Source organism: Streptomyces sp. NPDC001787 (assembly GCF_040297465.1).
Taxonomy (GTDB): domain Bacteria; phylum Actinomycetota; class Actinomycetes; order Streptomycetales; family Streptomycetaceae; genus Streptomyces.
Window position 1 is genome coordinate 18,397 of the sequence record NZ_JBEOZE010000043.1, and the last position, 24,662, is coordinate 43,058.

General features: G+C 70.9%; 24 protein-coding genes. 12 read left to right on the forward strand and 12 right to left on the reverse strand.

Going from position 1 to position 24,662, the window contains the following annotated elements; translation table 11 throughout:
- The first annotated feature begins 220 nt into the window (after window positions 1–220).
- The gene (locus ABT170_RS36675; RefSeq protein ID WP_329941087.1) at window positions 221–1,675 is read left to right on the forward strand and encodes an NCS2 family permease; all 1,455 of its coding nucleotides are present in this window, start codon (window positions 221–223) and stop codon (window positions 1,673–1,675) included.
- 28 nt (window positions 1,676–1,703) lie between these two features.
- On the opposite strand, the gene ABT170_RS36680 is transcribed toward ABT170_RS36675, so the two are convergent.
- Window positions 1,704–1,916 (reverse strand): ribbon-helix-helix protein, CopG family, encoded by a 213-nt coding sequence (locus ABT170_RS36680; RefSeq protein WP_329941086.1) that lies wholly within the window; start codon window positions 1,914–1,916, stop codon window positions 1,704–1,706.
- Window positions 1,917–2,050: 134 nt separating this feature from the next.
- On the opposite strand from ABT170_RS36680, the gene ABT170_RS36685 reads away from it, so the two are divergent.
- From ABT170_RS36685 to ABT170_RS36700, 4 genes are all read left to right on the forward strand, one after another.
- Window positions 2,051–2,491, forward strand: coding sequence for a MarR family winged helix-turn-helix transcriptional regulator (locus tag ABT170_RS36685; protein ID WP_266932037.1), 441 nt, complete (start codon window positions 2,051–2,053; stop codon window positions 2,489–2,491).
- A 91-nt stretch (window positions 2,492–2,582) separates the two neighbouring features.
- Window positions 2,583–3,917 (forward strand): MFS transporter, encoded by a 1,335-nt coding sequence (locus ABT170_RS36690; protein ID WP_329941085.1) that lies wholly within the window; start codon window positions 2,583–2,585, stop codon window positions 3,915–3,917.
- A 141-nt stretch (window positions 3,918–4,058) separates the two neighbouring features.
- Window positions 4,059–4,649, forward strand: a complete 591-nt coding sequence (gene thpR / locus ABT170_RS36695) for an RNA 2',3'-cyclic phosphodiesterase (RefSeq protein ID WP_329941084.1) — start codon at window positions 4,059–4,061, stop codon at window positions 4,647–4,649.
- Between the two features lie 262 nt (window positions 4,650–4,911).
- A complete protein-coding gene (locus tag ABT170_RS36700) occupies window positions 4,912–5,736 on the forward strand; it encodes a protein kinase family protein (RefSeq protein ID WP_329941083.1) in 825 nt (274 codons plus the stop codon).
- A 103-nt stretch (window positions 5,737–5,839) separates the two neighbouring features.
- Here ABT170_RS36700 and ABT170_RS36705 read toward each other — a convergent pair whose 3' ends face one another.
- Both ABT170_RS36705 and pip read right to left on the reverse strand, forming a co-directional pair.
- Window positions 5,840–6,835: an aldo/keto reductase gene (locus tag ABT170_RS36705; protein ID WP_329941082.1), complete on the reverse strand. Its 996-nt coding sequence runs from the start codon at window positions 6,833–6,835 to the stop codon at window positions 5,840–5,842.
- 166 nt (window positions 6,836–7,001) lie between these two features.
- A complete protein-coding gene (pip, locus tag ABT170_RS36710) occupies window positions 7,002–7,976 on the reverse strand; it encodes a prolyl aminopeptidase (protein ID WP_329941081.1) in 975 nt (324 codons plus the stop codon).
- Between the two features lie 106 nt (window positions 7,977–8,082).
- Between pip and ABT170_RS36715 the strand changes: the two genes are divergently transcribed.
- On the forward strand, window positions 8,083–8,577 hold the full coding sequence (locus ABT170_RS36715) for a hypothetical protein (protein ID WP_329941080.1): 495 nt from the start codon (window positions 8,083–8,085) through the stop codon (window positions 8,575–8,577).
- Between the two features lie 4 nt (window positions 8,578–8,581).
- Here ABT170_RS36715 and ABT170_RS36720 read toward each other — a convergent pair whose 3' ends face one another.
- The 3 genes from ABT170_RS36720 to ABT170_RS36730 all read right to left on the reverse strand — a co-directional run bounded on the left by ABT170_RS36720 (window position 8,582) and on the right by ABT170_RS36730 (window position 12,300).
- Window positions 8,582–10,768 (reverse strand): serine/threonine-protein kinase, encoded by a 2,187-nt coding sequence (locus ABT170_RS36720; RefSeq protein WP_351874821.1) that lies wholly within the window; start codon window positions 10,766–10,768, stop codon window positions 8,582–8,584.
- An 89-nt stretch (window positions 10,769–10,857) separates the two neighbouring features.
- Entirely contained in the window at window positions 10,858–11,649 is a 792-nt protein-coding gene (locus ABT170_RS36725) for an SDR family oxidoreductase (protein ID WP_351874824.1), read from the reverse strand.
- A 99-nt stretch (window positions 11,650–11,748) separates the two neighbouring features.
- Window positions 11,749–12,300: a hypothetical protein gene (locus ABT170_RS36730; RefSeq protein WP_351874827.1), complete on the reverse strand. Its 552-nt coding sequence runs from the start codon at window positions 12,298–12,300 to the stop codon at window positions 11,749–11,751.
- A 176-nt stretch (window positions 12,301–12,476) separates the two neighbouring features.
- Here ABT170_RS36730 and ABT170_RS36735 point away from each other — a divergent pair, with 176 nt between their 5' ends.
- Entirely contained in the window at window positions 12,477–13,715 is a 1,239-nt protein-coding gene (locus ABT170_RS36735) for a helix-turn-helix domain-containing protein (RefSeq protein ID WP_351874830.1), read from the forward strand.
- 356 nt (window positions 13,716–14,071) lie between these two features.
- On the opposite strand, the gene ABT170_RS36740 is transcribed toward ABT170_RS36735, so the two are convergent.
- The 3 genes from ABT170_RS36740 to ABT170_RS36750 all read right to left on the reverse strand — a co-directional run bounded on the left by ABT170_RS36740 (window position 14,072) and on the right by ABT170_RS36750 (window position 16,423).
- A complete protein-coding gene (locus ABT170_RS36740; protein ID WP_351874833.1) occupies window positions 14,072–15,397 on the reverse strand; it encodes an RNA polymerase subunit sigma-70 in 1,326 nt (441 codons plus the stop codon).
- A 3-nt stretch (window positions 15,398–15,400) separates the two neighbouring features.
- The gene (locus ABT170_RS36745; RefSeq protein WP_351874836.1) at window positions 15,401–15,589 is read right to left on the reverse strand and encodes a DUF397 domain-containing protein; all 189 of its coding nucleotides are present in this window, start codon (window positions 15,587–15,589) and stop codon (window positions 15,401–15,403) included.
- A gap of 234 nt (window positions 15,590–15,823) precedes the next feature.
- On the reverse strand, window positions 15,824–16,423 hold the full coding sequence (locus ABT170_RS36750) for a TetR/AcrR family transcriptional regulator (RefSeq protein ID WP_351874839.1): 600 nt from the start codon (window positions 16,421–16,423) through the stop codon (window positions 15,824–15,826).
- Between the two features lie 137 nt (window positions 16,424–16,560).
- Here ABT170_RS36750 and ABT170_RS36755 point away from each other — a divergent pair, with 137 nt between their 5' ends.
- Complete coding sequence (locus ABT170_RS36755) at window positions 16,561–18,861, forward strand: exo-beta-d-1,3/1,6-glucosidase (protein ID WP_351874842.1); 2,301 nt, start codon at window positions 16,561–16,563, stop codon at window positions 18,859–18,861.
- Between the two features lie 215 nt (window positions 18,862–19,076).
- Here ABT170_RS36755 and ABT170_RS36760 read toward each other — a convergent pair whose 3' ends face one another.
- The 3 genes from ABT170_RS36760 to ABT170_RS36770 are packed head-to-tail and all read right to left on the reverse strand — an operon-like array spanning window position 19,077 to window position 21,535.
- Window positions 19,077–19,592, reverse strand: coding sequence for a hypothetical protein (locus ABT170_RS36760; RefSeq protein ID WP_351874845.1), 516 nt, complete (start codon window positions 19,590–19,592; stop codon window positions 19,077–19,079).
- A complete protein-coding gene (locus tag ABT170_RS36765) occupies window positions 19,589–21,028 on the reverse strand; it encodes a hypothetical protein (RefSeq protein ID WP_351874848.1) in 1,440 nt (479 codons plus the stop codon). The genes ABT170_RS36760 and ABT170_RS36765 overlap by 4 nt, the downstream gene beginning before the upstream one ends.
- Before the next feature lie 51 nt (window positions 21,029–21,079).
- The gene (locus ABT170_RS36770) at window positions 21,080–21,535 is read right to left on the reverse strand and encodes a hypothetical protein (protein ID WP_502970622.1); all 456 of its coding nucleotides are present in this window, start codon (window positions 21,533–21,535) and stop codon (window positions 21,080–21,082) included.
- A gap of 252 nt (window positions 21,536–21,787) precedes the next feature.
- On the opposite strand from ABT170_RS36770, the gene ABT170_RS36775 reads away from it, so the two are divergent.
- The 4 genes from ABT170_RS36775 (at window position 21,788) to ABT170_RS36790 (ending at window position 24,567) form a co-directional block, all read left to right on the forward strand.
- A complete protein-coding gene (locus tag ABT170_RS36775) occupies window positions 21,788–22,654 on the forward strand; it encodes an AraC family transcriptional regulator (protein WP_351874851.1) in 867 nt (288 codons plus the stop codon).
- A 245-nt stretch (window positions 22,655–22,899) separates the two neighbouring features.
- Window positions 22,900–23,193 (forward strand): hypothetical protein, encoded by a 294-nt coding sequence (locus tag ABT170_RS36780; RefSeq protein WP_329941070.1) that lies wholly within the window; start codon window positions 22,900–22,902, stop codon window positions 23,191–23,193.
- A gap of 202 nt (window positions 23,194–23,395) precedes the next feature.
- Window positions 23,396–24,016 (forward strand): matrixin family metalloprotease, encoded by a 621-nt coding sequence (locus ABT170_RS36785; protein WP_329941069.1) that lies wholly within the window; start codon window positions 23,396–23,398, stop codon window positions 24,014–24,016.
- A gap of 2 nt (window positions 24,017–24,018) precedes the next feature.
- Window positions 24,019–24,567 (forward strand): hypothetical protein, encoded by a 549-nt coding sequence (locus tag ABT170_RS36790; RefSeq protein WP_329941068.1) that lies wholly within the window; start codon window positions 24,019–24,021, stop codon window positions 24,565–24,567.
- Window positions 24,568–24,662: the final 95 nt, after the last annotated feature.

Below are 24,662 nucleotides of genomic sequence, written 5' to 3' on the forward strand. Positions count from 1 at the left end.
GGCGTACGCGCCGTGCGCGGGCTGTGCGCACGCCGTACGGAGCGGCGCGCATAAAGGCCGTCCGGGCAGTCGGCCCAAGGGTCTACGCGCGGAGATAGCGATCTTCGCCTTATGTATTCATACTGAATCTGCTTTCGACTGGCTCGAATTGTTCGTCTGAAAGTCCAAGGTTGACCACTTTTCGGTCCTTGATTCCTCCTACGTACGACTGAGGTCATACATGTCCCCCTCGGCCACCGCTCCGGTCGACTCCCAGCAGCCCCCGGCCCCGCAGCCACACGGCGGCCTGGACCGGTTCTTCAAGATCTCCGAGCGGGGGTCGTCGGTCGCCCGGGAGATCCGCGGCGGGTTCGCCACGTTCTTCGCGATGGCGTACATCATCGTGCTGAACCCGATCATTCTCGGCAGCGCGAAGGACATGTACGGGCACCAGCTCGACGGCGGCCAGCTGGTCACCGCCACGGTGCTGACGGCCGCCTTCTCCACCCTGCTGATGGGCGTCATCGGCAATGTGCCGATCGCGCTGGCCGCGGGCCTCGGCGTCAACACCGTCGTCGCCCTCCAGCTCGCCCCCCGGATGAGCTGGCCGGACGCCATGGGCATGGTCGTCCTCGCCGGATTCGTCGTGATGCTGCTCGTCGCGACCGGGCTGCGGGAACGCGTGATGAACGCCGTACCGGCCTCGCTCCGCAAGGGCATCGCGATCGGTATCGGTCTCTTCATCCTGCTGATCGGCCTGGTCGACTCGGGCTTCGTCTCCCGCATCCCGGACGCCGCCCACACCACCGTGCCGCTCCAGCTCGGCGGCGACGGTCACCTCAACGGCTGGCCGGTCCTGGTCTTCGTCCTCGGCGCGCTGCTCACCCTCGCGCTGATCGTCCGCAAGGTGCCGGGCGCGATCCTGATCTCCATCGTCGCCATGACGGTCGTCGCGCTGATCATCGACGCCGTCGCCGATCTGCCGGGCCAGGCCTGGGGGCTGACCGTTCCCGAGTGGCCGGGCAACCCGGTCGCCACGCCCGACTTCGGGCTGATCGGCGAGGTCAGTCTGTTCGGCGGCTTCGAGAAGGTCGGCGTCCTGACCGGCGTCCTGTTCGTCTTCACCGTGCTGCTGTCCTGCTTCTTCGACGCGATGGGCACCATCCTCGGGGTCGGCGACGAGGCGAAGCTGACGGACAAGGACGGCAACTTCCCCGGCATCAACAAGGTGCTGTTCGTCGACGGCATCGCGGTGGCCGCGGGCGGCGCGAGCTCCTCGTCCGCCTCGACCTGCTTCGTGGAGTCCACGGCGGGTGTCGGTGAGGGGGCCCGCACCGGCTTCGCGAGTGTGGTGACCGGTCTGCTCTTCACGGTGGCGCTGTTCCTGACGCCGCTGGCGACCATGGTGCCCTCGCAGGCGGCCACCCCCGCCCTGCTGGCGGTCGGCTTCCTGATCATCGCGGGCTCGGTGAAGGACATCGACTGGAGCGACTACACGCTCGCCATCCCGGCCTTCCTGGCCATGGTGATGATGCCGTTCACGTACTCGATCACCAACGGCATCGGCATCGGCTTCATCGCCTTCAGCGTGCTGCGGCTGGCGGCCGGCCGCGGCCGTGAGGTCCCGGTGGCCATGTACGTGGTGTCGGCGGTCTTCGTCTTCTACTACGCGATGCCGGCCCTCGGCCTCACCTGACCGTGGCCCCTGGGCTTCCCCGGGCCGCTCAGGTGACCCGGTCCGCCGGGTCCACCCCGGCCTCGGCCCCGTAGAACTTCTCCGTCTCGTCGACGGCCGCCTTGAAGCGTTCGTCGAAGTCGTCGCGAATGAGCGTCCGGACCACATAGTCCTGGACGCTCATTCCGCGTTTCGCGGCGTGTTGCCGGAGCCGGTCGAGCAGCTCACCGTCCATCCGCAGGCTGAGCACTGTCGATCCCATGACAAGCAGGGTCGCCGCCCAGGCGCGCGTTCCGTGTCACTTTCCGCTTCCGAATCACTCGTTCGGGTGAGCAAGTTCTCGCGCGTGTACCATCGAGTGGTATTTAGGGTGGCTAATGAGTTACGCTAACAAACATGCCTGACCTGATCCACGACGGCGACAGTGCCGCCGCCGTGAGCTCCCTTCGCTCCGCCGTGATGCTGCTGAGCCGACGACTGAAGCACCAGCGCGTCGACGAGTCGCTGAGCCCCACCGAGATGTCGGTGCTCGGCACCCTTGCCCGCTGCGGTTCGGCCACCCCCGGTGAGCTGGCCCGCAAGGAGCATGTGCAGCCCCCGTCGATGACCCGCATCGTCGCCCTGCTCGAAGCCAAGGGACTGGTCCGGCTCGAACCGCACCCCGATGACCGTCGGCAGAAGATGGTCAGCCAGACCGAGCAGGCCGAGGCCATGCTCCTGGAGAGCCGCACCAAGCGGAACGCCTGGCTGACCACCCTCGCCGAGGGCCTGGACGAGGACGAGTGGGAGACGCTGCGGGCCGCGGCGCCCGTGCTGGAGAAGCTCGCCCACCTGTGACCCCGCGGGCGCCCCGGACCACGGACCGGAGCGCCCGCCGTCACGTCCCCGTCAGACAGCGAGCCGTCTACGCCCGAGGAGGCGAACCCCTTTGAGTACGGGATCCGGAGCAGACTCCGCCCCCGCACCGACTTCCACCCACGAGAGCAAGACCGGCGGGACCTTCTCGTCGCTGAAGATCCGTAACTACCGCCTGTTCGCCACGGGCGCCGTGATCTCCAACACCGGTACCTGGATGTCCCGCATCACGCAGGACTGGCTCGTCCTGAGCCTCACGGGTTCCGCCACCGCCGTCGGTATCACGACGGCGCTTCAGTTCCTCCCCATGCTTCTCTTCGGCCTGTACGGCGGCGTGATCGCCGACCGCCTCCCGAAGAGGCAGATCCTGCTCGTCAGCCAGGCCATGCTCGGCCTCTGCGGTATCGCCCTCGCCGTCCTGACACTCTCCGGCGCCATCGAGGTCTGGCACGTCTACCTGATCGCCTTCCTGCTCGGCATGGTCACGGTCGTGGACAACCCGGCCCGCCAGTCGTTCGTCTCCGAGATGGTCGGCCCGGCGCAGCTGCGCAACGCGGTCAGCCTCAACTCGGCGAACTTCCAGTCCGCCCGGCTCATCGGCCCCGCCGTCGCGGGTGTCCTGATCACCACCGTCGGCAGCGGCTGGGCCTTCATGTTCAACGGGCTGTCGTTCCTCGCGCCGCTCATCGGCCTGATGATGATGCGCACGGACGAGATGCACGCCTCGGTCACCGTCCCCCGCGCCAAGGGCCAGCTGCGCGAGGGTCTGCGCTATGTCTCCGGCCGCCCGGAACTGATCTGGCCGATAGTGCTGGTCGGATTCGTCGGCACGTTCGGCTTCAACTTCCCGATCTGGCTGACCGCCTTCGCGGACGAGATCTTCCACGGCGGTGCCGGGATGTACTCGTTCTTCAACATCCTGATGGCGGCCGGCTCCCTCGCCGGTGCGCTGCTCGCCGCCCGCCGCCGCTCCACCAGGCTGCGGATGCTGGTGGCCGCGGGTACGGCCTTCGGCCTGCTGGAGATCGCCGCGGCGCTGTCGCCGTCGGTGTGGCTGTTCGCGATCCTGCTGGTCCCGATCGGCATGATCGGCCTGACGACGAACATCACCGCGAACACCAGCGTCCAGATGGCCGCCGACCCCGAGATGCGGGGCCGGGTGATGAGCCTCTACATGATGGTCTTCGCCGGGGGTACGCCGGTGGGCGCCCCGATCGTCGGCTGGATCAGCGACACCTACGGTGCCCGCACCGGCTTCGCGGCCGGTGGTGTGATCTCGATGGTCGCCGCCCTGGCGGTCGGCTTCATGCTGGCCCGCGTCGGCGGCCTCCGCCTCAAGGTCGACCTCCGCGCCGGCCGCCCGCACGTACGGTTCGTCCCGCGCGAGCAACTGGCGACGGCCGCGTGAGCCCACGGAACCGCCCTCTCCCGCACGGGAAGAGGGCGGTTCCGCGTATCCGGGGAGCGCGGCCGGCCGCAGGGGAAGCCGCCGGTCCCCGACGTGAGGCCCGGCTCCCGCGACACGCCCGGAGCTGGGAGACTCGCGGGCATGAGCAGTGGGAACAGCGGGAACACCGTCAGACTCTTCGCGGCCGTCCTGCCGCCCGAACCGGCCGTCGAGGAGCTGCGCCGGGCCGTGGCCCCGCTCCACGAGCTGCCCGGAGCGCGGACCCTGCGCTGGACGGCGCCGGCCGGCTGGCACTACACGCTGGCGTTCCTCGGCGAGGTGGACGAGGCCGTGCTGCCCGAGCTGTATGCGCGGATGGAGCGCGCCGCGCACCGCACCGAGCCCTTCCCCCTGCGCATACACGGGGTCGGGCGCTTCGACGGGCGGGCGCTGTGGGCCGGGGCGGCGGGCGGGCTCGACACCCTGCGGCTGCTCGCCGAGCGCGCCGACGCCGCGGCCCGCCGGGCCGGGCTGCCGATGGAGGAGCACCACCGCTACACCCCGCACCTCACCCTGGCCCGGAGCCGGACCGCGGCCGACCTGACCCCCTTCACCGCCGCCCTCGACGGGTTCGAGGGGCTGCACTGGGAGGCCGGTGAGCTGAGTCTCGTACGGAGCAACCTGCCCGTGGACGGGGTGCCCGGGGAACAGCCGCGCTACGAGGTGGTGCGAGCCTGGCCGCTCGGACGGTGAGCGGTGCGGTTAGGCTCGAAGGGTGGACCCGAAGACCAGAAACCGCATCATGGCCGCCGCACTCGTGCTGATGTTCGCTGTTGTCGCCGTGGCGGCTGCCCTCGGCGGATGACGACGGCCGCCTGACGGCACAGGCATCCGGCTGCCGGGCGAGCGGCCGATGTACGGGCCGCTCCGGTCGCGTACCGGCGCCACCGGTCCCGAAACGCCCGGCCGGCCGGGGCCACGTACCCACCCGACGCCTGTTGCGGAGACCCCGGTCATGGAACCCACCGCCTCGTCCACCGCCCTGGTCTCCGTCGCGCTCGACGCCCTCGGTGTCGACGGACCGCCCGAGCATCTCAGCGGCCGGAAGGGCGCGAACGTGTGGCGGGCGGGTGACTGGACCGTCAAGACCGCCGTACCCGGTGCCCGCGGGCACCTCGGGCACGAGACCGCCGCGTACGGACTGCGCCGGCGTCAGGGCCTCCACCCCGGCGCCCGGCACGGTGACGGGGCGGGCGGCCGGTGGCTGGCCGTGCCCTGGGTCGACGGCTCCAGCGTGTGGGAGGTCTTCGCCCCGGCCCGCGACGGCCGTGCCACCGACGACCGGCGCGCCACCATGCGCCGGACGGCCCGCGCCGCGCTCGCCGCCCTGCAACGGCTGCACGGAGCCGGGTGGATCCATGGCGACATGCAGACGGAGAACGTGCTCCTCGCCGGTGACGTCATCGAGTTCATCGACTTCGACAACGCCCACCACCCCGGCCTGCCGCTGCCGCACCCCTACCGGGGCGGGCTGATCCACGTCATCGCCCCGGAGATCGCGGAGCAGCTCGCGGCCACCGGCGAGGACCGGCACGTCCCGCTGACGGCGCCGGCGGAACTCTTCGCGCTCGGCGCCGCCCTCTACTGGGCGTGGACCGGGCTCCGCATCACCGACTACCGGGGCGATCCGGCCGGCGCGCACGCCGGTCTGCTCGCGGACATCGCCGGCGGACGCCGCCGTGATCTCACGGCCGACCGGCCCTGGAACGACCCGGAACTGGAACAGCTCATCCTCGGCGCGACCCGTCCCGACCCACGGGCCCGGAGCTATCACGGCTGACCCACGACGCTCCGGCCCCCGGATCTCCCCGTCCCCGCGAGACGGTGCCGCACCCGGTCCGGATCACCTGGCCGTCCCCTCCGGCCGGATCCCGGCCGCCCCGCTACCAGGCGAAGTTCTCCGGCGACGGGCCGGGGCCGGGGAAGATCTCCTCCAGCGACGACAGCACCTCGTCCGAGAGCTCCAGCTCGACCGCGCGCAGCGCCGAGTCGAGCTGTTCGCGCGTGCGCGGGCCCGAGATCGGCCCGGTGATGCCCGGCCGGGTCAGCAGCCAGGCGAGACCCACCTCGCCGGGCTCCAGGCCGTGCTTGCCGAGCAGGTCCTCGTACGCCTGGATCTGCGCCCGGACCTTCGGGTCGGCGAGCGCGTCGCCGGAGCGGCCCGAGGTGGACCGGGCGCCGCCGCCCTCGCGCTCCTTGCGGATCGCGCCGCCGAGCAGCCCACCGTGCAGCGGTGACCACGGGATGACCCCGAGGCCGTACTCCTGGGAGGCCGGGATGACCTCCATCTCGGCGCCGCGCTCCATCAGGTTGTAGATGCACTGCTCGCTGACCAGGCCGTAGCTGCCGCGCTGCCGGGCCCGCTCGTTGGCCTGGGCGATCTTGTAGCCCGAGAAGTTGGACGAGCCCGCGTAGAGGATCTTGCCCTGCTGGATCAGTACGTCGATGGCCTGCCAGATCTCCTCGATCGGGGTGGACCGGTCGACGTGGTGGAACTGGTACAGGTCGATGTGGTCGGTCTGGAGCCGCCGGAGGCTGGCGTCGACGGCCCGCCTGATGTTGAGGGCGGAGAGCTTGTCGTGGTTGGGCCACGCCTCGCCGTCCGTGCCCATGTTGCCGTAGACCTTGGTGGCGAGCACGACCTTGTCGCGACGGTCGCCGCCCTGGGCGAACCAGGTGCCGAGGATCTCCTCGGTGCGCCCCTTGTTCTCGCCCCAGCCGTAGACATTGGCCGTGTCGAAGAAGTTCAGACCCGCGTCCAGCGCGGCGTCCATGATGGCGTGGCTGTCCGGCTCGTTCGTCTGGGGGCCGAAGTTCATCGTCCCGAGGACGAGTCGGCTGACCTTGAGTCCGGTGCGTCCGAGCTGCGTGTACTTCATGACTCCCAAGCCAACGCCTTCGAGCGCGCTCGAAGCAAGGGGACCCGCGCCCCCGGACTCACCGCGCCCCGATTCCGACTCCCCGCGCCCCCCTGGACTTCCGACCCCCCGGACGGTCGGGGACTACCCACGCCCCCGGACCTCCCGGCCCCCGGACGGCCGCGGACTACCCGCGACCGGCGAAGCGGTCCAGGGCGGCGAGCACCGCCCTGCTGGTCGCGGGCCCGCCCAGATGCCCCGCGCCGTCGATCACCGTCAGCTCGGCGTCCGGCCACGCCTTGGCCAGCTCCCAGGCGGTGGTCAGCGGTCCGCCCAGGTCGAACCTGCCGTGCACCAGTACCCCGTCGATCCCGGCCAGCCGGCCCGCGTCCCGGATCAGCTGCCCCTCCTCCAGCCAGGCGCCGTGGGAGAAGTAGTGCGAGCAGATCCGGACCAGTGCCTGCTGCGCGTGGCCGGGCCTGCCGCTGTACGGGGCGGGCCCCGTGTACGCCTCCTGCGACAGCACCGCGTCCTCCCACGCGCACCAGTCGGCCGTCGCCCGCTCCCGTACCGCCGCGTCCGGACTCTCCAGCCGCCGGGCGTACGCGGCGACCAGGCCGGTGGGGCCCGCCGCCTCCGGTACGCCCGCCCGGAACAGGTCCCAGGCCTCCGGGAAGATCTGACCCGCGCCCCGGTACAGCCAGTCGATCTCGCTGCGCCGGGTCGTGGTGACCGCCGGGATCACGATCTCCGAGACCCGCTCCGGATACTGCTCGGCGTACGCGAGGATCAGCGTGGAGCCCCAGGAGCCCCCGTACAACAGCCAGGTGTCGATGGACAGATGGGTGCGCAGCCGCTCCATGTCGGCGATCAGGTGGTGCGTGGTGTTGTGCCGCATGTCGGCGGCGGGGTCGCTCGCGTGCGGGGTGGAGCGGCCGCAGTTGCGCTGGTCGAAGAGCACGACGCGGTACCGCTCGGGGTCGAAGTACTGCCGGGGCCGCTCGGTGCACCCGGAGCCCGGACCGCCGTGGACGACGAGCGCGGGCTTGCCGCGCGGGTTGCCGCAGACCTCCCAGTACACGAGGTTTCCGTCGCCCACGTCGAGCATGCCTCGCTCGTACGGCTCGACCGGCGGGTACTTCTCGTCCGGTGCGCGGACCATGGTTGCTTCCTCCCGGGGAACGGCGCGGCGGGGACATCGAGTTGGGGGAGTCGAAGGGGACACACTACGCGGGCGCCGGACCGCGCCGCCGCGTAGCCTGGTCGGCGTGAACGCGACCCCCCAGGTCCTGACCGTACTGAACGACCTGCTCTCCGCCGCCGCGCCGGACGCGCGCGGAGCCCTGTGGCAACTGGCCGAACCAGGACGTGAGCTGGACGCCAACCTGGTGCGCCTGCCGCCCGGCGCCGAGGTCGGGGAGCACCGGGAGGACGTCCTGGACGTGCTCCTGGTCGTCCTCGCGGGCAGCGGACGGCTCGCCGGCGGGCCGGAGGAATCCCTGCCGCTGACCCCGAGCACGGTCACCTGGCTGCCCCGCACCTCCCGCCGCGCCCTCAGCGCGGGCCCGGACGGCCTGACCTACCTCACCGTCCACCGCCGCCGTCCCGGACTGACGATCAAGCCCCCGCCGGCCGCGTACGAGGGCGAGGGCGGCGAGGCCCCCTGTCTGCTGGACCGGGTCTGTCCGGAGTGCGGGCGGCTGTCGGCCGAGTCCGCGCCCGTGTTCTGCGGCGCGTGCGGGGAGCGGTTCCCCGAGCGGTGACGGGTCAGGGGGCGGGGCACTCGTCCAGGTCGGGGCGGCCGGGCGGGTTCCCGCCGCCCATCAGGGGCGACAGGTTGTCCATGTACAGGTCGTCCCAGACCTTGCTGTCCAGGATGTCCTTCAGCGCGGTGCACACCTCGCCCTTCAGGAGCGGGGTCTTGGGCCGCATGGCCACGCCGTAGCCCTCCGCGCCGTCGATGGGCTCCAGCCGCCGCACCTTGCCCGGGTTGTCCCTGACGTACCCGGCGAGAATGACGTCGTCCGAGGCCACCGCGTAGACCTCGGACTTTTTGTCCAGGAGCCTGTCCAGGCAGTCCTGGTAGGTGTTCGGCTGCGCCTTCGCCATGGTGAAGCCCTTCTTGGGGAGCTCCTTCTCGTACGTCGAGTCCCGGGCGGTGCACACCTCGACCTTGAGCTTGCGCAGGTCGCTGGTGTCGCGGATGTCGTACTTGGCCGACTTCTCGCGCACCAGGAACTCCCGGCTCGCCTCGTAGTACGGCCCGGCGAAGTCGACGCTGTATCCCCCCGGCGACGCGGTCTTCCGCTCGGGCGTGATGCTGTACGAGGCGATGACCAGGTCGACCTTCTTGGTCTTCAGCGCCGTGCTGCGGTAGTCGGTGGCGACGGTGGTGAAGTCGACCTCGTCCGGCGCGTAGCCCATGCGGTCGGCGAGCTCGTAGGCCAGGTCGATGTCGTATCCCGCGTAGGACTTGCTCTTCCTGTCGTACTTGCTCAGACCGGGCTGGTCGTCCTTGACGCCGACCTTCAGCCGGGGGTGGTCGTCCTTCCACAGGGGCTGCTTGCCGGTCCGGACCGGCGCGGCGATCCCGCCCGTCTTGCCGTCCGGCTTCGAGCCGCCCTTCGTGACGAGCCAGCCGGCGGTGGCCAGCAGCGCGACGCACACGGCCGCCGTGGACACCTTCAGCCACGTCCGGCGCACCTTCCCGCCGGCCGCCGGAGGGGTGGCGGGTGCGGGGGTGGCGGGGGTCGGGGGTGCGGCTTCCCGCGGGCCCGGCGAGGGGGCGGGAGCGGGCTGGGCGGACGCGGGCGCGGGGCCGAACGCGGGCGCGGGGCTGGGGACGGACGCGGCCGTGGGGGTGGGGGTGGGCGTGGGCGTCGGAGGGCGGACGGCCTCGGCGGCCGGGCCCGCCGCGGGCGGCACGGGGTCCGCGGCGGGGTCCGTTCCGGGCTGCGGGCCGGGCTGCGGGGTGGAGTTCGGCGTGGCGGGCCCCCCGAGGACGCTCCGGAGCATCTCTTCCGCTCCGGCGGCGCTCAGGCGGCGTTGCGGGTCCGTGGTCAGCAGCCCCTGGATGACCGGCGCCAGGGGCCCGGCGTACCGGAAGGCGGGTGCCGGGGAGTTCCGGATCTGCTCCTGGACCTCCCAGATCTCGTTGCCGCCGAAGGGCGCGTGTCCCTCGACCATCACGTACAGCGTGATCCCCAGCGCCCACAGGTCGGACGCGGGAGTGGGAGCCGGGGCCCCCGGGGCGAAGAGTTCGGGCGCCAGGTACGGGGGTGTGCCGAGGACGCCCCCGTGCTGGGTCACCTGCGCACCGCCGTCGAACTTGGCGATGCCGAAGTCCACCAGGATCACGAGCCCGTCGTCGCGGACGAGCACATTGCCCGGCTTCACGTCGCGGTGGACGACCGACGCGTCGTGCACCGCCCGCAGCCCCCGCAGGATCTGCCGGCCGATGTCGGCCGCTCGCGGGACGGCGAGCACCTTCTCGCTGCTCAGCAGATCGGCCAGCGACCTGGCTTCGAGCAGCTTCATCACGATCCAGACCTGGTTGTCGGTCTCGACCTGGTCGTGGACCGTCACCACGTTCTCGTGCTCGATCTTCGCGATGGCCTCCGCCTCGCGCCGCGCCCGCTGCATGGCCTCGGCCTGCGTGGTGGCGGTCATGGCGTTCCGGTCGAGCAGCCCCTTCACGGCGACGAAGCGGCGGAGCCGTCTGTCGTACGCCTTCCAGACCTCGCCCATGCCGCCGCTGCCGATCGGCGACATCAGTTCGTAGCGGCCGTCGATCACCGTGCTGGTGACAGGAGGTTCCGCCCGCGGTGGCGTCTGCGGCCATTCCTGCGGCGCCTGTGCGTCGGCACGCTGGAGGTCGTTGGCCGCCCACCGGTCGTCGGGACCACCGGCAGCCCCTTCGCCCGCTCTGCCGTCGGCCATACCTTCGTTGTGCATGCGACCCCCTGTGCACTACTGGACCAGGCCACAGTAGACGTTCGGCCAAAGGCACACATGCCACGGCGACTTGCAATTTCGGACATGGTTCAGGAAGCGGATCCGCCATTGCTCTTCAGCAGCTGACCGTTGATCCACTGGCCCTGGGGCGAGCAGAGGAAGTCCACGAGGTGCGCGGTGTCCTGCGGGGTGCCGAGGCGGCCGAGGGGCGTCGCGCGCAGACACGCCTCGTACACGTCCTCGGTCATCCAGCCGGTGTCCACCGGTCCCGGGTTGACGGCGTTGGCGGTGACGCCCAGATGGGCGAACTCGTGGGCGGCGGCCAGTGTGATGCGGTCGAGGGCGCCCTTGCTCGCGCCGTAAGGGAGGTTGCCGACGGTGTGGTCGCTGGTGAGCGCGACGATCCGGCCGGCCCCCGGGGCGGAGCGGAAGCGCAGCCCGTACTCGCGGATCAGCAGCCAGGTGGCACGCGCGTTGACGGCGAAGTGGCGGTCGAAGCTCTCGACGGTGGTGTCCAGCAGGCCGGAGTCCACGGACTCGGCGTGGCACATCACGAGTGCGGTGACCGGCCCGAGGCGGCGTTCGGCCTCGTCGAAGATCCTCGCCGGGGCGTCGGGGTCGCAGAGGTCCGCCTCGATGGCGGCCGTCCGCCCGCCCGCCGGATGGAGGCTGTCGGAGATGGCCGCCGCGGCGCCCTCCTCCACCCCCCAGCTCATGCGCTTGTCGTAGGGCGTCCAGTAGGTGAAGGCGATGTCCCAGCCCGAGGCGGCCAGCCGCCGCGCGATGCCCGCACCGATGCCCACGGTGCGGCCGACCCCGGTGATCAGGGCGACGGGGCGCGGTGACTCGGGCGCGGGAAAGTGCGGTTCGGTGGTAGTCATATGCGGCGATGCTCTGTTACGGGCACGGCGCGGGTCAACGTCATTTGCGGCGGCCTCCGTTGTGGCGCGTCACGGGCGGCGGCGGAGCTCCCGCCGGCCTCACGGAGGAGTCACGATCACCTCGCGGGCGCGCCGGGTGAACCTCTCCCGGCTCATCTCCACGGCATCGACGGCGTCTTCGAGGCCGGTGCGGTACGCGGCGTCCGGCAGTCCTTCGCGCATTCCGTGGAGCACCCTTTCGAGATATGCCCGCAGGGACCGCACGTCCGACCACACGTTCACGGCCTCGGCGGCCACGGCCTCCGGGCCCATGAGATCGAGCTGTGCCTGCGCCTTGTAGAGCGCGTCCACCGCGCCACCGAGCTCCGTCACGGCCGCGCTCAGCACATCGGGCGCGGGCGGGGCGTCCCGCGCGGAGGCCGGTACACCGTCCTGGTGCGCGACCCGGTGCAGCACGTTGTCGACCGGCTCCGCCGCCTGCATGAACACGAGGTAGGCCTCCCGGCGTTCGCTCCGCAGTGTCCGCTCGTGATCGACCGCCCCCTGGTCACGTGCCTGCCGCCGGGCGGATGAATACGTCAACGCCGAGGTGCACAGGGTTCCGACGACGCCCACACCGGCTCCGAACAAGGCTGCCCATCCTTGGTCCATGCGGTCCATTTTCCGCCGTGGGCGACCGCGGGAGCCCCTTTTCCCCGGATCGGCCCTGCTCCGAGCGACTGTCGTCGCACGCCCACCAGGGACTACGGGACAGCCCTTAGACTCGGGAGGGCAGACCAGACGTCACAACATGGACGGGCACCGCCCATGGCTTGGAGGACGGACAGGTGGTCGCAGCATCACAGCAACCCCCGGACGATCCGGTGGGGAGTACGGCGGAGCGGTTCGCCTTCGGGTTACGAGCCCTCCGCAGCGCGGCGGACGGTCCGACGTACCGCCAGATGGCCGCGCGTACGGGCCAGTCGCCCAGCGCACTCTCCCACGCCGCGAAGGGCGGCCAACTGCCTTCCCTCGAAGTCGCCCTGGCGTACGTGGAAGCCTGCGGCGGTGACCGTACGGAATGGGAACAACGGTGGCTGGCGGCGCAGGCCGAGCTGGACACGGCACCGCCACCGCCGCAGAGACGGCGGTGGCCGTTCGTCGCCGCCGCCGGAACCCTCGCGCTCGCCCTGGTGGTCGCCGGAGCAGTTCTCGTGAACCGGCGCGGGCAGGACCCGCCCGCGCCGGACACTGCCGCCGGCTCCCCCCGCTTCTTCGCCGCCGACGACGCCTTCAACCGGCGGCACCCGCGTCCCCGCCTCGCGCCCGACTCCGCGCGGATGGTCACCGACCTGCTCGCCCCGGGCCGGGTCGAGCTGTACACCGGCACGGCGGGCTCCCTGGTGTACCGGGCCACCTCCGGCACTCCGGCCTACGAAGTCACCCCGCGCAAGCACGTCGGACAATGGGGGCCCAACCCCTTCGAAGGTGTCGACCTGCCCTGGGACGCCTCGTGGAAGGCCCCGGCGGCCGGGCGTGAGTGGGCGGTGGTGATCAGACCGGACGGGCGGGCGGTGGAGTGCTGGCGGGCCGAGGTGCGGGACGGCAGGCCCAGCTGCGAATGGGGAGCTGTGTCCGACATCCGGGGCTCGTCGGTCCCCGTCACGGGCCAGGAGACCGGCAGCGGTCTGTCCCGCCTCGCCGGAATGATCACCCGCGCGGAGTGGAAGGCCGGCCGGATCGACCACGCCCTGAGCTTCGGCACCCCGGACAACAACGGCCGGCATGTCTTTCCCGCGGTGGGGAGCGACGGCAAGGGGGAAGGCCGCTGGCGGCTGGGGCAGTTCATCTGGCTGGACCGCTCGTACGACATCGACGCCGAGACCTCGCTCAAGCCGTACGAGCGAATGGTCGCGAAGGCGCTGCAGGAGTACGGCGCGTTCAACGTCAAGAACGCCGGGGAGTTCAGCTTCACGTCCGAGTACGGATCGACGCCGCCGGGCAGTGGCGACGCAGGCTATGCGCCCCTCGGCCACATCAAGTTCGCGAAGTACCTGCGGGTCGGGACGATCGCGCCCACGCCGTAGGAGGCTGTGGTGCCCGGCGTCGATCCGCGAGCCGCCCGGACCGGCCGGACCGCCCGGGTTCGGCTGCCCCGGCGGGGTCGGCCGGTGGCAGCCGGGGCAGCTGGGAAACATGCCCGCCGCCGCGTTGACCCAGGTTGCGATGACCGCCGCCGCCGCGTCGGAGACGAGGAACGTCGCCAGAGTGGCGATGCCGGCCACCGCGGGCGAGCGCTTCGTCATCCGCAGACTGTTCAGGTGGTCGCGGATGCCCTCCGCGTCGGCGTCGCTCGTGACGGGAGCCCCGGCCGGCTTCTCCACGGTGAGGGTGTCGATGACGCCGGCCGTCCAGATCCCGCAGACCCGTACGCCGCCACGCCTCACAGCGTCATCGGAAGCCCGAAGGCCGGGAACAGATGAGGTTCGAAGGTGGTGATCTCCGCGATCCGGTCCTCGCCCGGTTCGATGCGCAGGACGTCGATGAGCTGCGCCCGGTAGACGCTGGTGCCGGGTCGCTGAAGGTAACCGGCCATCGCCGTACGGCCGTTGGCGCGCACCGGCACGGTCCGCCAGTGCCCCGCGAACTTCGGTGACGCCGGATCGAGGTTCGGGCGCAGGAACCTGAGGAGCGCGTCGCGCCCCGTGAGCCAGAACGGGTTCGGCGGCATCGTCAGCACCACGTCCTCCCGCACCAGCTCCACCATCGCGTCGATGTCGCGGTGCGCCACGGCATCCATGTAGCGCCGCACCAGCGCCGTCTCCCCGGCGCCGGGTTCGCGCACCGACCAGTCCTCCCGGCGCCCCGGCAGCGCCTGCCGCAGGGCGGCCCTGCCCCGCTGGACAGCACTGTTCGCCGATGCCGTACCGGAGCCGAGCAGTTCGGCCGTCTCCTGGGCGGACCACCCGGCGACGTCCCGCAGGATCACGGCGGCCCGCTGTCGTGCGGGGAGCTTCTGCACGGCGGTCAGGAAGAGCAGTTCCAGCGTCTCGCTCGCCACGGCCGCCGCGTCCGGCTCGTGCGCCGGAGCGGGCCTGCCGGGCAATTGGCCGTCGGGGAACGGCTGCAGCCAGGCCACTCGTACGGGCGGCGGTCCGACGCCGGAGTCCACGCCGGGGACGGGCGCGTACGTCGTGGGGCGCCGGTCGTGCCTGCGCAGGAAGTCCAGACACAGCCGGGTGGCGATCTTGTACAGCCAGGCCCGGGGCCGGGTGACACCGCTGAGCGCGTCCCGCGCCCGCCAGGCCCGGAGGAACGTTTCCTGTGTCAGGTCCTCGGCCTCGTCGTACGAACCGAGCAGCCGGTAACAGTGCACCCGCAGCTCACGCCCGTACTGCTCGGAGAGTGCGGCGAAGTCGTCGTCGGTGGAGGGGGAGGCCGTCGGATGCGTCACGGGTTCAGGTGTGACGCCTTCTTCCCCGCGCTCGTCCGCACGTGCCTGCCGGGCGATGCGCCGCAGCTGCGCGAACGGGCCGGACAGCGCCTCGACGTCGGCATGGAAGGCGTCCCCGGGCACCGGTCGCAGCTTCCGCAGCCGGTCCCCGAGATCGGCGATCAATTCCCGCACGGGGAGGGCGGAGGGCTGTTCTCGCTCCCGGTACGCGCGCTGGCGACAGGCCTGGGTGCAGTACGCGGGCGTCCGGTCCGGCCCGGCGGCTTCCTCGATTTCCCGTCCGCAGGCGAGGCATTCCCCCGTTGTCGCAGTCACGGCTCAGACAGCTGATCCGGCCGCGTGACCGAGGAGGGAGGACCGGGCGCCGGGGGAGAGGGAGGGCGCGGGGACGGCGGGGTCCTCGGAGTCCCGGACGCGGACGGTGCGGGGACAGGCGGCGGCCTCCGTACAGCTGCCGCCCCGATTGCCGCTGTAGCCGGACATGAGCCAGTGGAGGTCGGCGCTCATCGTTCCTCTGCCATCTTCTCGATCACTTCCGGAGACCTTTCGGGAGTGTATGCCTGGGCCCGCAGAACCCCATACTTCCCGAACGGGCGTCCCCATTCAGGCTGTTCGGTGACGAAGGGCACGGCCGGTCCCGCGACGGAGGCGCCGTTCGTGGACGCGGGGCCGCCGCACGAAACCGGCGATGAGGGTGGCTGGGGTCACCCCCCCGTGACCGGATGACCCCAACAGGCGGCGTCAGAAGTCGACGGTGAGCTGGGCCCGGACGTGGGCGCGCAGGACGCCCGCCATGTCCGTCTCGCCGTCGCCGAGGAGCCACTGGACCTGGAGGCCGTCCATGAGGGCGATCAGTTGCCGGCCGGCGGCCGACGGGTCGATGCCGGCGCGCAGGGCACCCTCGTCGCGGGCCTCGCGGTAGGCGCGTTCGGTGTTGGCCACCGAGGTCCGGTAGCGGCGGACGAAATACGCGTGGGCGGGGTGGTCGGCGGAGGTCGCCTCGGCGGCGACCACCGAGAACAGTTCGACGATGCCGCGCCGCGTGGCGTTCAGGGCGGCCAGGTCGGCGAGCCGGCGCAGATGGTCGACACCCTTGGCGGTGTCGAGCGCGAGCCATTCGCCGTCCACGTCGTCGCGGTGTTCGAGGACCGCGAGGAGCAGGGACTCCTTCGTCGGGAAGTGGTGCAGGAGGCCGGGGTGCGAGATGCCGCAGCGGGTCGCGATGACGCGCAGTGAGGCGCCCCGGTATCCGGCCTCGCCGAACATGGCCATGGCCTGGTCGAGGATCTCGCGGCGCTTCGCCCGGCCCTTGGCGTAGCCACGCCCCGCTTCGGCGGTCACTCGCACTCTCCCGACTGTTCCCGGTCCCTCGGACGGCTGTCCCGTCAGGCTGTCACAGTCACATACTTACCACTCGGTCGGTATTCGGCGTACGGTGATGCGGTGATGTGTGGAGTGACGTCCTGAAAGGAACTCCTGTGGGTCTCTTCCCGCCCTACCTCGACCCCGCGCTGCCCGTCGCGGAGCGGGTCGACGACCTTCTCGGCCGTATGACGCTGCCGGAGAAGACCGGCCAGATGCTCCAGCTGAACGCCAAGGACGGAGTGCGGCACCTCGTCGAGGACCTGCACGTGGGATCGATCCTGCACGCCTCGCCCGAACGCGTGCTGGAAGCGGCCGAGGCCACCGGACGCACCAGGCTGCGGATTCCGCTGCTGGTCGCGGAGGACTGCATCCACGGGCACTCCTTCTGGCAGGGCGCCACGATCTACCCGACGCAGCTCGGCATGGCCGCGACCTGGGACGCGGAGCTGGTGGAGCGGATCGCCAGGGCGACGGCCGTCGAGGTCTCGGCGACCGGGGTGCACTGGACGTTCTCGCCGGTGCTGTGCATCACGCGGGACCTGCGCTGGGGCCGGGTCAGCGAGACGTTCGGCGAGGACCCGTTCCTCATCGGCGAGTTGGCCTCGGCGATGGTGCGCGGGTATCAGGGCGACGGGCTGGGCGACCCGACGGCGATCCTGGCGTGCGCGAAGCACTTCGCGGGGTACTCCGAGACCCAGGGCGGCCGGGACGCGAGCGAGGCGGACCTCTCGCGGCGCAAGCTGCGGTCGTGGTTCCTGCCGCCGTTCGAGCGGGTGGCGCGCGAGGGCTGCCGCACGTTCATGCTCGGCTACCAGTCGATGGACGGCGTACCGATCACGGTGAACAACTGGCTGCTCAACGATGTGCTGCGCGGCGAGTGGGGCTACACCGGCACGCTGGTGACCGACTGGGACAACGTCGGCCGCATGGTCTGGGAGCAGAAGGTGTACGCCGACGCCGCGCAGGCGTCGGCGGCGGCGGTGCGCGCGGGCAACGACATGGTGATGACGACACCCGCCTTCTTCGAGGGGGCCCAGGAGGCCGTCGCCGACGGCACGCTCGACGAGGCGGAGATCGACGCCGCCGTACGCCGCATCCTGACGCTCAAGTTCGAGCTGGGCCTCTTCGAGGACCCGCGCCGGCCCGACGCCGCCCGCCAGGCCGAGTTCATCGGCGGCGCCGAGCACGCGGCGCTGAACCTGGAGGCGGCCCGGCGCTCGCTGGTGCTGCTGGCGAACGACGGGACGCTGCCGCTGTCCGGCGGTTTCGTGGCCGGTGCGGGCGGGCGCGCGGTGTCCGCTCCCGGGGCGTCCGGTCCCGTACCGCGTACGGTCGCCGTCGTCGGGCCCAACGCGGACGACGCGCAGAATCAGCTCGGCGACTGGGCGGGCTCCTCCGGCCAGGCCGACTGGCTGCCGGACGGCCAGCCGCGCGGGATGATCCGTACGGTGCTGGACGGCTTCCGCGACCATGTGCCGGCCGGCTGGAACGTCTCGTACGCACGGGGCGCCCGCATCCTCACCGTGGGACCGGACCCGGAGGGCGCGTTCTTCCCGGACGGGCAGCCCCGGCCGGAGGTCGTCGTCCCCGCCGCGCCGGACGCGGCGCTGATCGGCGAGGCGGTCGCGGCGGCGGAGGCGGCCGACCACGTCGTCGCGGTCGTCGGCGACCGTATCGAACTGGTCGGTGAGGGGAAGTCCACCGCGACGCTGGAACTCGTCGGCGACCAGGTCGCACTGCTGGACGCGCTCGCGGCGACGGGCAAGCCGCTCGTCGTCGTGGTCATCAGCTCCAAGCCGCTGGTGCTGCCGCCGTCCGCACACCGTGCGGCGGCGATCGTGCACGCCTTCAACCCGGGCATGCTCGGCGGCCGGGCCGTCGCCGAACTCGTACTCGGCCTGATCGAACCGACCGGCCGGCTCCCCCTGTCCTTCGCGCGCCACGCGGGCCAGCAGCCGACGTACTACAACCAGGTACGGGGCCAGCACGGCACGCGGTACGCGGACCTCACACAGAGCCCGGCGTTCGTGTTCGGCGAGGGGCTGAGCTATACGACGGTGGAGTACGCGGACCTGGAGGTGCGGACCCCGCTCGTCGGTCCGGGCGACACGGTGCGGGCGCGGGTCAGGCTCACCAACACGGGCACGCGGCCCGCACTGGAGACGGTGCAGGTGTACGTCAGCGACACCGTCACCTCGGTGACATGGGCCGAGAAGGAGCTGAAGGCCTACCGCCAGGTGTCCCTGGCCCCGGGGGAGTCGCGGGTGGTCCCGGTCGAGCTGCCGGTCGCGGACTGCACCCTCGTGGACGCCGAGGGCCACCGCATCGTGGAGCCGGGCCGCTTCGAACTGCTCGTGGGCCCGTCCTCCCGTGACGAGGCATTGCTGCGGGCGGACTTCACGGTGAAGGGCTGAGGGCAGGCCGGCCCCCAAGCGCCGCTTCAGCAGCCGAACCGAACTGCGATCGATCACCGAAGCCCTGTGGCCCTTCTCAGGAGTCGAGGAGGACCACAGGGTCTGTGCTCGGGAGGCGACCGGGCAGGAGGCCGAGGCGGTGTACTCCGCGACGCGCCACAGGCATTCCGTACGACGAGAAGCCCGGTCGGCGAATTCCGTGCTCCCGGGCAGGGTCAGAACGCCTGCATGTACACCCGGGTCTTCTCGGCGTCCAGTTCAAGGACGTGGATCTCGATCCATGCGACCTCACTCCGTCGCTCGTCACCCACGCACGGCGGACACACCCCCGCCCAACGGGCGCTCTTCTCGGTCTGGGGCTCGGCGAGACCGAGGTGCCCGAAGAGCTCGGTCGCGGGCGGAAGGTCATGATCCCTGGTGCGCAGGGGCTGTTCGGGGCGCAGATCCTCTGCCATCCGCACGGCGGTCTTCTCGTCGGTGACGAAGGAGAGCAAGTAGATGTCCTCCTGCGGATTGACCTGAACGGCCCCCTTCACCTCCGCCGCGCCCTCCGGCACCTCCACTTTCATGAAGGCGGAGGCCTCGGGGGCGCCGACGTCCTTTCCCCAGTGGGAGGTTCGTCCGCCGCTCACGTCCGGATCGTCCGCGCCGACCGTCGAGCACGAGGTGACGAGCAGTGTGGCGCCGAGAGCAACGAACAGGCTGGGCAAGAGCGTGTGTCGAGTGTTCACCTGTTCTCCTCGTCCCCGCGCGAGACGTCCCCGCGCGAGCCTTCGCGGCCCGGGTCTGCCGGTGTTGCCCCGGGGGCGGAGCCACTGTTCAGGTCCTGGGTGAAAGTGGAGCTGTTGCCGCGCAGGTCGAATTCCTGAGCGAAGCCCACCTTGTGCAGTCGTCCCATGTCCACGTCCGGGATGACGATCCCACCGGGAAACGTCGTCGACTTGCCGGCGTCCCAGTTGTAGCGGTCCCACACGTTGACCTGATAGTCGAGCGAGACTTTGGGCTTGCCGCCCTCGCCCGGACTGACGGTTACCAGGCCCGACACGTTCTGCTGGTGCGACCCGACCGCGTGGAACCACTCATCCTCACCGAACGTCCGTCCAAGCGCCTGGCTCTCCACGGGAACGACGACTGTCCTGTCGCTACCGGCCTTCTCGAACTCAGCGAGAGCCTTCTGGCGCCATCCCTCCCGGTTCTCGGCGATGTGAAGCGTGTCGATCTCGGTCCGAAACCCGGAATCGTCGTGCAGAATGCGGTCGACATCAAGGTCGAGCGGCTCCCCGGTGCCGCGAAGGTAGTGCTCCATGTTGCGGGACGCCGCGACCTCTCCCGTGATGTCACCTCCAGTGGCGATCGCCTCTGCCCGAGCCAGGATCCATAGGTCGTGGGGAGTGGGCTCCTCCACGTCGAAGGTTCCCGAGCCGTCGTCGGCGGACGCCCATTTGTACAGGGGGTCCAGGATCCCTGCCGCTCGCAGCTCGTCGCTGCGCTCGCTCAGCAGGATGCCGCGGGTGACCGGATCGAGGTCGCGCCACCACTCCGCTACAGCCTTCCTCTCCTTTGGCATGTTTGCGGCCTTGCCGGCCTCCTCCAGGGAAGGGTAGGGACTGTCTGTGGGGTGTCCGTTGAAGCCGTTGAACGTGCCGTCCAGGACATCGGAGTCGAGTACGGCGGCTGCAAGTGCGAGTCCGATGCCGTCGTCGGTGTCGGTGATCGCCTTGACCGCCTGGCCGAGGCGGTCAGCCCACTCGGCCGCCTTCGCGTGGGCACTTTCCTGATAGCTGGGGTCGTGCACGTACGCGGTGCGCGCGCTCTGGCTGAGCAACTCGGTGTCGAAGGCGATATCGCCCTGGTCGGAGACTCGCATGCCGTCCTTGACGGCATCGGCGCGCACTGCCTCCACCCTGCTCCGGAGATCGACGAGTTGAGTGTGGGCATCGCGCAGGATGGAGGCGACCGCCTTGGCCTCCTTCTGCGCACCCCGGAGTTCCTTGAGCGTCACGGTGAACCGGTAGTCAGCGGCGTCGGCGCTGAGGCCTGCCCACGACTCTCCGCGCGAGACTCCATGGACATCTCGTTTGTACTGCTCCTCGATCGTCTTGAACCTGACTGCCATCTCGCCCCACTTGTCGGCGGCTGCGGTGAGCTTGGACAGGTCAGTGCTCATCACTTCGTGGTAGGTCGGCACACATCCCCCTGGAGCCGGTAGGTCGGCTGGTCAGCAGTTGTCGATCCGGGACTGCCGGGCCAGATGTGCAGCGATATCGAGATCATTGTTCTGGAAGTCGATGCCCGTCTTTCCCAGGGCGCGCTTCTCCCACGCGAGGCGGCTGAGCAGCGCCTTGACCTGCTTCTCCCACGTCTTGTGTGCCTTCTTCAACTCACGGGAAGTTTCCCAGCCATAACCGTCTCTGGCGCCGAACTCCTTGACTGCCGCGTTCACGCTCTCAGCAGCGTGCTTGCCGTCTCTTTCGACATCGTGCTCCAGATCGTCATTGATGGCCTTCGCCGCTGCCTGCTTCTCCGCCGGGTTCGAGGCGAGATCCGGGGCGACGCCTCCTGTCGCCGGAGCGAGCTGGTTCAGCTGCATCTGGCCGGCATGTCGGCTGGTCACATCCGCTTTGATCTGCTCCCACTCTTCCCAGGCCATGGCTTCCTCCGTCGGTGCGATCACTCTCGTTAACATACGGAGCGGTATTCACAAGGCGAAAGCCGGAGTCTGGCCATCGGTACCCGGCCTTGGCTGTTCGCGCGGGCGCGCCGGGGGTGAACGGGACGGTTGGGTGCCCGTTTCCTGTTGGTTCGCTCGTGTGAGGGTTCAGCTGTGCTGGGCAGACCCGGGGGCGCTTCCACGGGGCCCGGTCGGAATGCCGGGGGCGGTGTGGGGTGCTTCCGGCGTGGGTGAATCGAGAAGGAAGGGGCCGGGATGCTGGAGCGGCTGAACCAGGCCATGGAGTACGTCGAGTCGCACCTCGACCGGACGATCGACGTGGCCGAACTCGCGCGGATCGCCCTGACATCGGAATACCACCTGCGCCGGATGTTCTCCGCGCTGGCCGGCATCCCGCTGTCGGAGTACATCCGGCGTCGGCGGCTGACCGTGGCGGGGGCCGAGGTGCTCGGCGGTGAGCGGACGCTGCTGGACGTCGGGACGCGCTACGGCTACGGCTCGGGCGAGGCCTTCGCCCGTGCGTTCCGCGCGATGCACGGGGTGGGTCCGGGCGAGGCCCGGCGGACCGGTGCGGCTCTGCAGTCCCAGCCGCGGATGTCCTTCCGCCTCGTCATCGAGGGGAGCAGCAGCATGCGTTACCGGATCGTGGACAGGGAGCGGTTCCGCGTGGTCGGGAGGAAGACCCGGGTATCGCTCGTCCACGAGGGGATGAACCCGGCGATAGCCGCGTTCATCCGGGGCATGGGGAAGGAAACGCTGCGGCGGATCGCGGAGCTGTCGGACCAGGAGCCGGAGGGGATCGTCGGGGTGAGTGACCATCTCGACCCGAGCCGGGCCGAGGGGACCGAACTCGACTACTACCACGGCGTGGTGACGCGCGCCGAGGCGCCGGAGGACATGGAGGCCCTGGACGTCCCGGCGGGCACATGGGCCGTCTTCGAGAGCGCGGGCGCCTTCCCGCAGGCGCTCCAGTACCTGTGGCGGGACGTGTTCACGCAGTGGTTCCCGTCGAACCCGTACCGGAGCAGGCCGGGGCCGGAGATCGTGAGCGTGCGCGTCTCGGACGACGGGACGCGGGCCGACGCGGCGCTGTGGATTCCGGTGGAGCGGCCGGCGGGCTGAGCGGCACCGAAGGACCGGCGGGGGCGGGGCGGTTCGGGGCGGGCGGTTGGGGTGGCCCCGGCCGCCCGGGGCGTGTCCGCGTGCGTCCGTGCCCGGCCGGGTCGTCGGGCCCGCGTGCGTCCGTGCCCGGCCGGGTCGTCGGGCCCGTGTGCGTCCGTGCCCGGCCCGGCTGTCGGACCCGCGTGCCACGCTGGGGTGATCGAGCCGGTGACCGGGCCGGTGGGCCGAAGAGGGGGACAGTTCCGATGGATGCCTCGTACTACCGTGCCGTCAGCGAGGACGGCGACATCATCGACGACCCGTCCGAGGACGCGCTGTACATGCTGTTCAGCGACCTCAACGACTCGGACAACACCTTCGTCGTCATCGAGCCCTACGAGGACGAGCCGCGCTGGCACGCCTCGGTCACGCTCCGGGGCGAGGGCGGTTACGAGGTCGTGCGCCGCGATACGGCCCGCCGCGAGCACGAGGTCGTCACCGAGGACAGCATCCACCGGATCGCCAACAGCCTCACCATCTGGATGGCCGGCAGGGACTGACAGGCGCCGCACGGATCGGCCGCACGGGCGGGATGTACGGGCCGGCCGGACGCGTCGAGGGCTCTTCGCGGTGCCGGGCGGCCCCCTCGGCGTACCGGCCGCTCCCCTCTCTTCCCCCTCCGGAGTGAATGCCCGCCCGTACCGTTCCCTGTGGGGCGCGGGCCTCAGTACGGTGCCTCTCACCTGCGAAGGAGAAGCGCTTGTGAAGCCTCCGATGGATCCGGTCCGTGTGCTGGTCGCACTCGCGTGCGCCACCACCACTGCCGTCTCGGCCACCGCGGTCGCCTACGGGGAACAGGTGACGGGAGCGACGGGGGTGCGCGGGGCGGCGGGGGTGAAGGGGGCCGCCGGGTGTGTGGCGGGGGAGCGGGAGCGGCGCTCGGACTCGGCGGTCGACGACGGTGAGATCCGGTGGACGTCCGCGACGAAGTACGACGACGCGCGCACCTGGGCCGGGAAGGTCTGGCAGACCGGTTCGCTGTCGCGGATCAAGATCCGGCCGGACAGTGCCACGACCGTCAACGACCTCGACTGGCGCGACTACAGCAAGGCCGATGGCAAGGGTGCCTATTACGAGCACCACGGCGGTGTGGCGGACACCGATGTCATCCACCTCAACCGCAAGTCCCTCGACAAACCCGGGAAGTACGCCTCGACCGAGTTGCGCCGGCACGTCGCCGCGCATGAACTCGGGCACGCCCTGGGCCTGTGTCACAAGTCCGAGCAGGTGGCGTCGCTCATGTGGCCCGCCCCGCTGGTGACCATGCCGATCACCGAGCCGACCGACACCGACAAGGCCAACTACAAGAAGCTCTGGGGCTGACCATGACGCGAACCCGCCTTCTGCTCACCGCGCTCGCCGCCGCCACCGTGCTCGCGACGGCCGGGGCCGGCTACTGGTACACCACCCTGGACGACGTGACGGCCGCGCAGACCCTCTGCCTGCCGGAGGACACCACCGACCGGGACAAGGCGGGCAACGTGGGGACGGTCGCGATCGTCACCGTCGACCGGACGGTCGAGTACCGCGAGGAGGAGCCCGAGCTCGAAGGCGGGGTCGTCATGTCCGCCGTGACCGTGACGGAACCCCTCAAGGGCGACCCGCCCGCGTCCATGGTGATCGGCCAGTCCGCAGCCGGGGACGCGAAGGGGCGTGCCGTCGCCGCCGGTGAACCGGACTACGCGCCGCTCCGCCCCGGCCGCCGCTACGTCATCGGCCTGACGGACACGCACGAGTACGAGGACGGCTGGGTGTGGTTCGCCGTGAGCGCCGACGACCGGCTCGGCACGGAGCGGGCCCGCTGGAAGGACGCCGTCGCCCACCAGAACGCGCCCCGCGCGGATCACCGCTGCGACGACGGCGCCGACGACTGACGGTGTCGCCGACCGACAGCGCCGACGACCGAGGACTTTTCTTCTGCCTCGCGTGTGGAATATTGCGCGAGAAATTTCATTCCGCCGGTCCATTG